Here is an 11,867-nt window from a genome sequence, read left to right as displayed (position 1 = left end):
AGCGCGAGATGCACGAGATGAAGCGCGGAAAGCTGAAGAGCGGACGAAGCGGGAAGAAGGTGACCAGCCGCAAGCAGGCGATTGCGATCGGTCTATCGGAGGCTCGCAAAAAAGGCAAGAAGGTGCCGAAGAAGAGCTAGCAGTTTGCGTTTTGTTTCATCCACTTTGCCGCATTCGCTCATCACCACGGATGGCTCTTTACGTATGGGTCATCCTGGGCGAAGGCGTAGCGGTAGTCGAAGGATCTGCGGTCTGTCATCTGATCTCAAATCCTCAACCGCAGATCCTTCGACTACGCTTCTCGCGATAAGGCCGCAAGAAGCTTCGCGCAGGATGACACTGTAAAGAGGGATGACGTCAGGGACGATCTCAAAGTGCGCGATGGCCACTTTATTCATTTGCTGCCCGGCAAGGCAGAGTGCAAGATTGATCGCCGCTTGCCCAGATTACCTCTGTGCAAACGGGTAAAGCTGCAAAGAGAATCGAAGCGCCTAAACCGAAGCTGTGGCCGGAAGGATCTCGCGGACATCCACCCAGTCCGTCGGATAGTCGCCGGTGTAGCAGGCGGTGCAGAAATCTCCGGGCTCAAGTCCATTGAGCGGCTCGCCTTTGGTACAGGAGTGCGTCAGGCCGACAAGCGAAAGGTAGGCAAGCGAGTCGGCTTCGATGAATTTGCAGATCTCCTCAATCGACTGATTCGCCGCTATCAGGTCTTTCTTGCTCGGCGTATCGACGCCATAAAAGCAGGGCGAAACCGTTGGCGGGCAGGAGATGCGCATGTGCACCTCGGTCGCGCCGGCAGCGCGCACCATGCGGACGATCTTGCGCGAGGTGGTTCCGCGGATGATGGAGTCGTCGATCAGGATGACGCGCTTGCCCTCGAGCAGCGAGCGCATCGGGTTGAGCTTCATGCGCACGCCGAAGTCGCGCACGCGCTGCTCTGGCTGAATGAAGGTGCGGCCCACGTAGTGATTGCGGATGAGGCCGAAGTTGAACGGGATTCCGGATTCAGCAGCGTAGCCCAGAGCGGCGGTCACGCCGGAGTCAGGCACGGGAACGACCAGGTCCGCGTCGACGTGCGATTCGCGCGCGAGCTGGCGACCCATCTCATCGCGGCTCTTCTGGACCCAGCGGCCGTAGATACGCGAGTCGGGGCGGGCGAAGTAGACGTGCTCGAAGATGCAGCTTGCCTGCCGGGTGTGGGTGTCGAAGAAGACGGATGTGACGCCATCCTCGGAGACCATGACCAGCTCGCCCGGTTTTACGTCGCGCTCGTACTTGGCATGCAGCAGGTCGAAGGCGCAGGTCTCCGATGCGAAGACGAAGGTGTCGGGAGCGCCATCGACGCCGGCGATCCGGCCCATCGAGAGGGGACGGAAGCCGTGCGGATCGCGCGCGGCGAAGATACGGTTCCGCGTCATCATCACGATCGAGAACGCGCCCTCAACCTGCGAGAGTGAGTCGGCGATGCAGTCGATCAGCGTGGACCGCGTAGAGTGGGCGATGAGCTGAATGATGATCTCGGAGTCGGACGTGGTCTGAAAGACGGCGCCATCGCGCTCCAGCCGCTCGCGCGAGTTGCCGAGATTTACAAGGTTGCCATTGTGCGCGATGGCAATGAGGCCCTTCGTCGATTCGACCGAGATGGGCTGCGCGTTCAGCAGCGCGGAGTCACCGGTCGTGGAGTAGCGCGTGTGACCGATGGCCATGTGGCCCGGCAGCTTCTGCAGCACATCATCGGTGAAGATCTCCGAGACCAGGCCCATGCCTTTAATGTCATTGACGTTCTGCCCATCGGCACTGGCGATGCCGGCAGACTCCTGCCCGCGATGCTGGAGAGAGTAGAGTCCCCAGTAGGTGAGGCGAGCAGCGTCATGATGGTTGTAGATCGCCATCACACCGCACTCTTCGCGCAGCTTATCGAAGTGCTCCTCCGCCTCGTGTATCTCGTTGCCCTGCACGCCTTCTACTCCTTCGCCTTCGAGCCTAGCCAGTTCGTTGTTCATGCCGTCACTAACTCTTCTGCGATCTGCGATTCCAGAGCGCTGTTCCAGGGCTCACGGAGCTCCTTGAGCGAAGCGTCGATCACCTTTTCGCCCTTCAGCTCGATCGACAGGCGAGCATCCTGGGTGGTTCTGCCAATCGTCGCCGAGATGGTGCCGTAACGCTGAAGAATTGTCTCTATCTCGGCTATGTTGTCCTCGTGGCACGTAATGACGGCGATGCTCGGCTCTTCGCTGAAGAGCGCATAGGCAGCCGGGTTCAACTCATCCCGCAACTGGACCTCGGCACCGATTCCCTTCGAGAACCCAGCCTTGGCCAGCGCGACCGCGATGCCTCCATCGGAGATGTCAGAGGCCGAGCGGATCAGCGACTTCGCCGCAAGCTCTGCCAGCGAGCGGTGCAGCTCACTTTCTTCAATCAGCTGCATCCGCGGCGGCGTTCCCCACAGCTCGCCCAGTAGAGTCCGCGCATATTCGGAGGAGCCGAAGGAGCGAACAGCTTCGGCTTCGACAGGCCCCGAGGGCGGGCTGAGCAGAACGATGAGATCGCCGGATCTCTGGAAGGCAGCGGGTACGGCCTTGGTCACATCGTCGATGAAGCCCACGATGCCGATCACGGGAGTTGGGTAGATACCGACGCCCTTCGTCTCGTTGTAGAGCGAGACGTTGCCGCCTGTGATCGGGGTTCCGAGCGCCTTGCATGCATCCGACATGCCGTCGATGGCGTTCGAGAGCTGCGCCATGATCTCCGGCTTTTCAGGGTTGCCGAAGTTCAGGCAGTTGGTCGCGGAGACGGGAGTTGCGCCGGTGCAGGCGACCTTGCGGGCGGCTTCGGCTACGGCGTGCATCGCGCCGAGTTTGGGGTCGAGATAACACCAGCGTCCGTTGCCCGCGAGTGCCATCGCGAGTCCGCGCTCGCCACGGGAAACCGCAGATCCTTCGGCTTCGCTCAGGATGACACTTTTATCGGCAGAATTGCCGCCCGTGCCCTTGATGCGCATCACTCCGGCTTCGCCGCCGGGGCCCTGGACGGTGTTGGTCTGGACCATGGAGTCGTACTGCTCGTAGACCCAGCGCTTGTCGCAGATGTTGGCGCTGGCGAGCAGCTTCTTGAGGTCGGCGGTGTAGTCGCGGGGCTTCTGCAATTCGGCGAGGACGTGTGCCGGAGGATCCTTCGGGACCGGAGGGTTCCAGGTGCCGACAGGGCGGTGGTAGACCGGCGCGTCGTCGGTCAGGAACTGGTTGGGGATATCGGCGACCACCACGCCACCCTGTGTGATGTGCATGTTCGGCTCGGCGGTGACGTGACCGACGATGGAGGCATCGAGGCCCCATTTGGAGAAGACGTCGAGAACCTCGGTGGCGCGCGCCTTGTCGGCGACCAGCAGCATGCGCTCCTGCGACTCCGACAGCATGATCTCGTAGCTGGTCATGCCGGTCTCGCGCTGCGGAACGCGGTCGAGTTCGACGGTAAGGCCGAGGCCGCCGCGTGCGCCCATCTCACAGGTCGAGCAGGTCAGCCCGGCTGCGCCCATATCCTGAATCCCGAGGACGGCACCGGTGGCCATCGCCTCAAGGCAGGCCTCAAGGAGCAGCTTCTCCATGAACGGGTCGCCCATCTGGACGTTGGGGCGCTTTTGCTCGGAGCCTTCCGTGAACTCCTCGGATGCCATCGTGGCTCCGTGGATACCGTCGCGGCCCGTCTTTGCGCCGACGTAGATGACCGGGTTCCCTACGCCGACAGCTTTTGCATAAAAAATCTCATCCTTCTTAACCAGGCCGAGCGCGAAGGCGTTGACTAGGGGATTGCCGGAGTAGCAGGGCTCGAACCGCGTTTCGCCGCCGAGGTTGGGAACACCGAAGCAGTTGCCATAGCTCGCAATGCCCTCGACGACTCCGCTGACGACCTGGTGGTTCTTGCGACGAAGAGCTTCGTCGGGCTCGCTCTCATCGAGCGGGCCGAAGCGGAGCGAATCCATGACGGCCAGCGGACGGGCGTTCATGGTGAAGATGTCGCGCAGGATGCCGCCAACTCCCGTAGCCGCACCTTGATGCGGCTCAATATAGCTGGGGTGATTGTGCGACTCAATCTTGAAGGCGCAGGCCCATCCGTCGCCCACGTCGATAATGCCGGCGTTTTCGCCGGGTCCCTGCACCACCGAGCCGGGACCGGAGGTGCGATCACCGCGAGTGGGCAGGCGCTTGAGGTGCACGCGCGAGGACTTATAGGAGCAGTGCTCCGACCACATGACCGAAAAAATACCCAGCTCTGTAAGGCTGGGGACACGGCCGAGGGCCTCTTCGATGCGCTTGTACTCGTCCGGGGTGATGCTGTGCTGCTTTAACAGCTCCGGGGAAATGGTCGCTGGGGAGGGTACCGTAGTAGGGTGTTCCGCTTGCAGATTGGCCATGGCTCGCTAGGTTAATTGTACGTGACATGACGGGGCCGCGTGGGACAGACAGAGGGCCTGCCTGCAGCAGCAATGGCAGGTCCCCTTTCAACGTCAGCGCATCGTCGAAGGATCTGTGGGTTGGAATGCTAGCCCTGCGCGAACGAACCGCAGATCCTTCGACTGCGCCTCTCGCGATAAAACCGCGAGAAGCTTCGCTCAGGATGACACCTTTGTCTGGAAGGGAAGGCCTCCTGGACGGAGCCCACACGGAACACTTCAGGACTCCGCCGAGCCTTCCTGGGACCCTCTAAACCCCTGTACTGCCGAACCCCCCAGCTCCCCGGCGGGCCTCGCCCAACTCTGTAACCTCTTCAAACTCCGCCTCGATACGCTGGACGATCCTGAGCTGGGCTATTCGGTCGCCGGCTTTTACCTCGAACGCGGTTGCCCCCAGATTGGTGACGACGATGCGGATCTCGCCCCGGTAGCCAGGGTCGATGACGCCTGCCAGCGTGGTAAGTCCTTTGAGGGCAAGGCCGGAACGGTCTTCGACCAGGGCTCCGTGGGTCGAGGGAAACTCAATGGCGATTCCGGTAGGAACGGCCACCGTCGCGCCGGGCTGGACGATGACCTGCTCGGAGGCGTAGAGATCCGCCGCCAGGTCGCCATAGTCGCCCACGTGGGCATAACGGGGCAGATTTGCCTGTTCCACCAGTTTTTTCACCTTCAGCCGTACCACCTGGGTCATTGCGCGCTTGTTCCTTTGGAATGAGGTCTTTCTGCGATGATCGCCGGGAGACGGGACGGAACGCAAACGCTGTCTCGAAGCAGCGTCGACAGCTACAATCGAAATCACGATGCTCCAACGCCTGTGGACGTGGATGAAAGCAGAAGATGCCCGCGCCGAAGGCGACCCCCGAGCACCGTGGCGTCTGTTCTGGGTCGCCTTTCTGATTCGCGTCCTGTACATGACGCTGGCCCACACCTATCACATTCGCCCGTTCGCGGACCACTTTCAGTTTGGCTGGGAGGCTGGCCGCATCGCACGCTCGCTGGCCACCGGCCACGGCTACGCCAACCCGTTTGCGCCATCGTTCCTGGGTCCGACCGGGCCGACTGCTTGGGTGCCTCCGGCGTATCCGCTGCTGATGGCAGGGGTCTTCAAAATCTTCGGCGTCTATACGAACCTGTCGGCCTGGGTCCTGCTATTCCTCAACTGCCTTCTGTCGGGGTTAACGGCGATGGGCGTCTGGGAGATCGCGTATCGCTGTTACTCCCGTGCCAACGCGGTGTGGTCGGGATGGCTGTGGGCGCTGTACCCGGCGGCGATGCAGTATGCGGTCCGCTGGCTGTGGGAGATGACCCTGACCACCTTCCTCTTCACCGTGGTGCTGGTGCTGGCGCTGCGGATGCGAGGGATTAACCGGAATGCAACTCGCTCTAAAGCGCCTCCAGGGACGAAGAGCCAGACCGGCGCCTGGCTTCTCTTCGGGCTTCTGTGGGGGATCATTGCGCTCTCCACCTCGACCCTGCTGCTGTTTCTGCCGGTCTGCGGGTTATGGATCCTGATCGGGACAGGGCATCGACCCCATGCTCTCCGCAACGCCGTGCTGGCGGCGATCGTCTTTATCGTCTGCCTGACGCCGTGGGAGATCCGCAACTACCGCGTCTTTCATGCCTTTGTACCCATCCGCGGCAACCTGGGGGTCGAGACGTATCTGGGCAACGGCCCGGGATCCCGCGGCTGGGTGATGGTCTACGACCATCCCAATATGGCGACGGACCAGTTCCAGCTCTATAAACAGATGGGCGAGCTTCGCTATGCGAAGATGCGGGGCGATCTGGCGAAGGCATACATGCGGGCGCATCCGGGCCACTTTCTGGCTAACACGCTGAAACGAATCTACTTCTTCTGGGTGGGCGTGCCCTCGGACGCTCCACCGGCGGTAGAGTTTCCCCGAATGCTGAGCTACAGCTTTATCAGCCTGGCCGGATTGCTGGGCCTGGCCCTTTCCCTCAGGAACCGCGTTCCGGCCTCCGGACTGATTGCATGGATCTTCCTGCTGCTACCCCTGCCCTATTACACGGTCTTCGTGCAGGCGCGCTTCCGGCACCCTTTTGAGCCCCTGCTCACAATCCTGGCGGTCTACCTGTTTCAGTCGGCTACCCCGAGGCATCCGCGAACCGCCGCGATATAGCGTTCAAAACTACCTGAGCCTTCCTGCCTTCGAAAGCTGTTTTTCCACAAAAGGTGGTAGAATGAATTGATCGATGAATCCGATCTGGTTCTTGCTTGTTCTGGTTATACCGCTCGCAAGCTACTCCACATTGCGTTCAGCGGTACATTTAGCATCAAAGGAACAAGGAAAATGGAACAGGGAACAGTTAAGTGGTTTAACGACGCGAAGGGCTTTGGATTTCTGAGCCGTCAGGGTGGCGAGGACGTCTTCGTTCACTATTCGGCAATTCAGACCAACGGCTTCCGTTCGCTCCAGGAAGGTCAGGCCGTTCAGTTCAACGTTGTGCGTGGCCCCAAGGGCTGGCAGGCTGAGAACGTTCAGGTTCTGTAAGCGAACTCAAGTTTGGAAAAGGGCGTGCCTTCGGCCGCCCTTTTTTCATTTGAGTGAAAACTCTTGTGTGCAACTCGGCATGACACGGATTCATGGAGGACCTTATGCCCGTAATTCCGTCAGGGAAGTATCAACTGCGATCGCTGCACGAAGAGATCGATCTGTTCGACCGCAAGCTGGCTCATCTTAAAAACCATGAGACCTTCGCCTCAGAAGACGCGCGTTCAGAATCGATCGGCAAGATGACCGCAAAGCGCAACCTGCTGGTTCGCAAGGCCCAGCAGATGATCGAGGAGGGCATCGAGTTCAAGTCCTCTGAGCTTCCCCGATCGCTTCGCCCGGAGGAGATCTCCGAGGCTCCCCAAGCTCCCGCAGCAGCGCCCGTGGAAGCGGCGGCGGCTTCGGTGCTGGAGACAGTGCCCAAGGCCATGCCTTCGCCGTACCGCGGCACGGTTCTGGATTACGCTGAGGATCTCGAGAACTACAAGAAGAACAAAAGCAAGCGCAAAACTGCATAGACCGGGGCTGGAGTATCAGGCCAGCCCGGTCGATTCGGCCTGCTCCTGCGCGTGGTAGCTGGAGCGCACCAGCGGGCCGCTCTCCACGTGCTTGAATCCCATCGCCAGCGCCTCATGCTTCAGGAAGGCGAACTCCTCCGGGGTGTAGTAGCGGGCCATCGGCAGGTGGTCGCGCGAGGGGCGCAGGTACTGCCCGATGGTGAGGATGTCGACCTTGCGGTCGGCGAGATCGCGGAAGACGGAGAGCAGTTCGTGCATCTCCTCACCCAGCCCAACGATAATGCCGGTCTTGGTGACGATCTGGTCGCCTTCGCGGTCTGAGAACATCTCCGCGGCAATCTCTTTTGCATGCTCGAGGAAGCGCAGCGAACGCTCGTAGCGGCCACCGGACTTGGCCACACGATAGAGGCGCGGCACGGTCTCGATATTGTGATTCAGGATCTCGGGGCGCACACCGACGACCATCCGGAGCGATTCTTCGTTGCCCTGAAAGTCGGGCGTCAGAATCTCGACGCGGCAGCCGGGTGCCTGGGCGCGAATCTCTTCGACGACACTGACAAATGCCTGTGCTGCGCCGATGTTGTCGTCATCGCGGTTCACGCTGGTGATGACGGCATGATTGAGGCCCAATTGCGCGACGGCGTAGGCTACGCGGCGCGGCTCGTCGAGGTCGATGGGCTCGGGCTTGCCCTTGGGCACGGCGCAGAAACCGCAGCGACGCGTGCAGAGGTTGCCGAGCATCATGAAGGTCGCGGCCTTCTGGTTCCAGCACTCGCCGATGTTGGGGCAGTGGGCGCTCTCGCAGACGGTGTGCAGGTTCAGGTCGCGCGCCATCTTCTTGAGATTGTGGAAGGTCTCGCCCATGGGAGCCTTCGCCTTCAGCCAGGCCGGCTTGGGCGCGGGCTTCCGGGGCGAAAGGTCGATCTGGACCAGCTCGGATACGGGCGTCATCTCGTTTTCTATTGTATCTGGAGGTTCCCTCCTGTTCGCCATTTCCGTCGCCGGGTCCGTAATCTGGTGTCGCGCAAAAGGGAGCACGATGGATACCGGCCGCGACGAACGACATACAAGGCGCACGCTCTACCTGCTCCTGTTTGCTGTTCCTTACTCCCTGCTGCTGGTCGCGGCCTGCGGATGGTTTCTGTATCGATTCCGCGTACTTCCCATGCCGAAGTTCGACCACACGGCGCTTCCGATCGCGCGGGTGCTGGATGGCGAGACGGTTGTCTCCATGCCGAACGGCAACCTGGTGGGGCTGGTGGGCCAATACCCTGACGAGCTGACGGCATATCTTCGCTTCCAGTATCTGGCCGGTGTTCCTGCCGTGCGAGGCGCGGAGGTCCTGATGACCTCGAAGGAGGTTGAACAGAAGCCCGTCTACAACCTGTATCTGGTGCTGCCGAACGATCTGCTGTCATCAGGAAGGCGGTTGTCGAAGCTCAGGATCGAGCGGTTTATCGACCGCTACTCGATGGATTCACCTCCGGTGTCGGAGCTGGAGAACTGGAGGAAGCAGACGGCGCTGTTCGATGCCGCGTACAAGCAGCCGGTGAAACAGAAGCTGCTGGAGCTGCCCGCAAGTCAGCTGCAATCAGCCGTGGCGACCTTCATCCTGTTCAAGAACTCCACCGACAAGCGGGCACGCGAGCAGATTGTGCCGACGGAGAAGGTTCTGTCGGAAAAAGAGTCGCTGCAGTTCGCGGCCGACATGATCGACGTGGCGAAGTTCTACGACATTCCGTTGAGCATGCTGCTGGGGATCGGCGCGATGGAGAACAACTACATGGATGTGCGCGGCGACCTGACCCACTCGGTGTGGAAGCGGCATGCCGAGCCTGGCGACATTGTGCTGAAGCGCCGCAAGGGACGTGTGCTGGTCAGCAACTATTCGCAGGGGCCGTGGCAGATCACCCGCGAGACGCTGCGGTATGCGCACAAGCTCTACCTGGAAGACAAGCGCGACTACTCGAAGCTTCCGGCGCGCCTGCGGCCGCCGCGTAAGCTGGATCTGGACAAGGTGGATTCGCACGTCCTGACAACGTATGCAGGGCTGCTGCTGCGCAATCTGCTGGACTACTTTCACGGCGACGCAGCCAAGGCAGTGGGAGCCTACAACGGCGGAAGGATCAAGCCGAACATGCAATATGCTGAAGGCGTGAACATGGTCGCCGATTACGCGCACCGCGTCCTGAGCATGGCCGCGGGAAGAAAGGGCAATGCCGTGAACGAGACCCCGCTGAAGGTAACAGAGGTTGCGCCGCCGGAACTTCCTGCCTCCTGAGCTAAGGCCCAGACGACAGCTAGGCGAGGATGCTTTCGGCCTCCGTGCGCGCCTTGCGCAGTGCAGCTTCGGGATCGGCCTGGGGGTAGAACTCCATGGCGATCATGCCCTTGTAGTTCAGCTCCTTCAGCTTGCGGTAGATGTTGGCGTAGTTCATCTCGCCGGTGCCGGGATCGCTGCGCTTGGGTACGTCGGCGATGTGCACCAGGGTGACCTGATCGAGGACCTTTTCGAGCTTTGCGATGACGTTTCCGCGGGTTCGCTGCTCGTGGTAGAAGTCGTAGAGCACCTTGAGGCGCGGGCTGCCAACGGCGCGGGTGATGGTCGCGGCCTCCTCCACGCCATCCATCCAGTAGGTGGGGTTTTCGAGGCGGTCGATGGGCTCCAGCAGAGCGTCCATGCCTTCGGATTCCAGCACCTCGGCTGCGCGTTTGAGAGTAGCGATAGAGGCGGCGCGCTGGCCCTCGTCACCTACATTAGGCAGCACCTTGCCGGACATCAGGATAAGGCGATTGCACTTCACCTGTTTGGCAGCGACGATCAGCTTCTTCAGCTCGGCGATGTAAGCGTCGCCCACGGCAGGATCGGCGAAGCCGAGCTTCATGCCGGTGGTGGCATCGATCGTGATGCCGAGCTGCGCCATCTTCGCCATGTAGCGCTCGCGGTCGGCTTCGGACCACTGCCAGAACTCGCCGATGAGCTCGATGTGCTTATAGCCCGCCTTCGCGACGGTCTCAAGGTTTTGCTCGAAGCTGGCGCGCTTGCGAAGCACCCAGATCATCACGGAGAAACGGTCGTCGAGCGATGACGATTGCCCGAGGGCGACTTTCGGAAACAGGGTGGCTGAGGCGAGAATTCCGACGAGATTCCTTCGAGTGAGCATGCGATCCACTGTAACCGAGTTGCAGGTTGGGGTGAGAGGGATGGGGTTGGGCATCCAACGGTAGCAGCTTTTGCACGACTGCCCATCCCCCGGAGGCACGGAGATGGGCGATGTCGTTTGTCGGGATTGAGTACGAACGGGGTTAGAACGACTCTCCGACCATCTCTTCGCTCTTACGCCAGAGAGCTTCGGCGCGTTCCGGATCGACCGCATAGCGGTAGACGCCGCCGGCTAACACGTTGTCTGAGGGCTCGACGATGCTGGCGACGTGACAGTCTTCGCAGTAGTGGGCGCCGACCTCATCGGCGGGGGCGACGACGGCCGCCCAGACGCTGGTGGCTGAGCCCTGCGGGATGGTCTTGAATTCGAAGTCGGGCAGACCAGCCTCGCGACGCTGGCGATTTACGTTTTCGAGGAGACCTGCGAACTGCTCTTCGGACATGTGGCGGCCGAGCTCCGTGTAGATGCCGCCGGGATGAACAGCGGTAGCTCGAACTCCCCTGCCCTTGTAACGCTTATCGAAGCCGACGGAGAAGAGGATATTGGCCGTCTTCGAGCGACCGTAGGCTTCAAATGGGTTGTACTCGGTCTTCTCAAAGTTAGGGTCGTCGAGGTTGACGTCGGAGTAGCGGTGGCCAGCCGAGGAGAGATTTACGAGGCGCCCTCCGTCTTTGAGCAGCTTGGCGATGCGGTTGACGAAGACGAAGTGACCGAGGTGGTTGGTTCCGAACTGGGTCTCGAATCCGTCCCTGGTTTTGCCGAACGGCGTCGCCATTACCCCGGCGTTGGCGATAATCACGTCGAAGGACTCGCCCTTTGCGTTCAGCTTGTCGGCAGCGGCGCGAACGCTTGCCAGATCAGCAAGGTCGAGCTCAATCAGCTGAAAGCTGCCACCGCTTGACTTCGCTGCTTTACGTACTTCTTCCGTGGCGGCCTCGCCTTTCTGCAGATCGCGGACTGCACCGACGACGTCCGCCCCGTGCGCGACGAGGGCGCGGCTGGTTTCGACGCCGAGGCCGGCAGATGCTCCGGTTACAAGGATTCGTTTTCCTTTGAGGTTGACTCCTGCAAGTACCTCATCTGTCGTGGACTTAGCGCCAAATACGTTCGTCATTTTGCTTTCCTCCTGATCCCGACTTCGTTTCGCGCCGTTGACTGGCGGGAGACGCTGGGATAAAACGGAGATTGTCTCCGCAAAACAAATAATAAACGGAGAATG

At 60.9% G+C, this 11,867-nt stretch carries 11 protein-coding genes; 5 read left to right on the top strand and 6 right to left on the bottom strand.

Features of this window, described 5'->3' with window-relative positions; all coding sequences use genetic code 11:
- Positions 1–8 precede the first annotated feature (8 nt).
- Positions 9–140, top strand: a complete 132-nt coding sequence (locus tag GWR55_RS19350; protein WP_238398441.1) for a DUF6496 domain-containing protein — start codon at positions 9–11, stop codon at positions 138–140.
- A 351-nt stretch (positions 141–491) separates the two neighbouring features.
- On the opposite strand, the gene purF is transcribed toward GWR55_RS19350, so the two are convergent.
- The 3 genes from purF to dut all read right to left on the bottom strand — a co-directional run bounded on the left by purF (position 492) and on the right by dut (position 5,144).
- A complete protein-coding gene (purF, locus tag GWR55_RS14835) occupies positions 492–2,006 on the bottom strand; it encodes an amidophosphoribosyltransferase (protein WP_370521150.1) in 1,515 nt (504 codons plus the stop codon).
- Positions 2,003–4,414, bottom strand: a complete 2,412-nt coding sequence (purL, locus tag GWR55_RS14830) for a phosphoribosylformylglycinamidine synthase subunit PurL (protein ID WP_162402955.1) — start codon at positions 4,412–4,414, stop codon at positions 2,003–2,005. Before purL ends, purF begins: the two co-directional genes overlap by 4 nt.
- A gap of 289 nt (positions 4,415–4,703) precedes the next feature.
- Complete coding sequence (gene dut, locus GWR55_RS14825) at positions 4,704–5,144, bottom strand: dUTP diphosphatase (protein ID WP_162402954.1); 441 nt, start codon at positions 5,142–5,144, stop codon at positions 4,704–4,706.
- 109 nt (positions 5,145–5,253) lie between these two features.
- Here dut and GWR55_RS14820 point away from each other — a divergent pair, with 109 nt between their 5' ends.
- From GWR55_RS14820 to GWR55_RS14810, 3 genes are all read left to right on the top strand, one after another.
- Positions 5,254–6,594: a glycosyltransferase family 39 protein gene (locus GWR55_RS14820; protein ID WP_162402953.1), complete on the top strand. Its 1,341-nt coding sequence runs from the start codon at positions 5,254–5,256 to the stop codon at positions 6,592–6,594.
- Positions 6,595–6,765: 171 nt separating this feature from the next.
- Complete coding sequence (locus tag GWR55_RS14815) at positions 6,766–6,966, top strand: cold-shock protein (protein WP_162402952.1); 201 nt, start codon at positions 6,766–6,768, stop codon at positions 6,964–6,966.
- 104 nt (positions 6,967–7,070) lie between these two features.
- Positions 7,071–7,484 carry a hypothetical protein gene (locus GWR55_RS14810; protein ID WP_162402951.1) on the top strand — a complete coding sequence of 138 codons (414 nt, stop codon included), beginning with the start codon at positions 7,071–7,073 and terminating at the stop codon, positions 7,482–7,484.
- 15 nt (positions 7,485–7,499) lie between these two features.
- Here GWR55_RS14810 and lipA read toward each other — a convergent pair whose 3' ends face one another.
- Entirely contained in the window at positions 7,500–8,435 is a 936-nt protein-coding gene (gene lipA, locus GWR55_RS14805) for a lipoyl synthase (RefSeq protein WP_162402950.1), read from the bottom strand.
- 88 nt (positions 8,436–8,523) lie between these two features.
- Here lipA and GWR55_RS14800 point away from each other — a divergent pair, with 88 nt between their 5' ends.
- Entirely contained in the window at positions 8,524–9,765 is a 1,242-nt protein-coding gene (locus tag GWR55_RS14800) for a hypothetical protein (protein WP_162402949.1), read from the top strand.
- 19 nt (positions 9,766–9,784) lie between these two features.
- Here GWR55_RS14800 and GWR55_RS14795 read toward each other — a convergent pair whose 3' ends face one another.
- Both GWR55_RS14795 and GWR55_RS14790 read right to left on the bottom strand, forming a co-directional pair.
- Positions 9,785–10,648, bottom strand: coding sequence for a TIM barrel protein (locus tag GWR55_RS14795; protein ID WP_162402948.1), 864 nt, complete (start codon positions 10,646–10,648; stop codon positions 9,785–9,787).
- Positions 10,649–10,790: 142 nt separating this feature from the next.
- The gene (locus GWR55_RS14790) at positions 10,791–11,762 is read right to left on the bottom strand and encodes an SDR family NAD(P)-dependent oxidoreductase (RefSeq protein WP_162402947.1); all 972 of its coding nucleotides are present in this window, start codon (positions 11,760–11,762) and stop codon (positions 10,791–10,793) included.
- Positions 11,763–11,867: the final 105 nt, after the last annotated feature.

The organism is Edaphobacter sp. 12200R-103, assembly GCF_010093025.1.
Taxonomy (GTDB): domain Bacteria; phylum Acidobacteriota; class Terriglobia; order Terriglobales; family Acidobacteriaceae; genus Edaphobacter.
The sequence above is the reverse complement of the archived record's forward strand: the minus strand, read 5'-3'. Positions and strand labels throughout refer to the sequence as shown.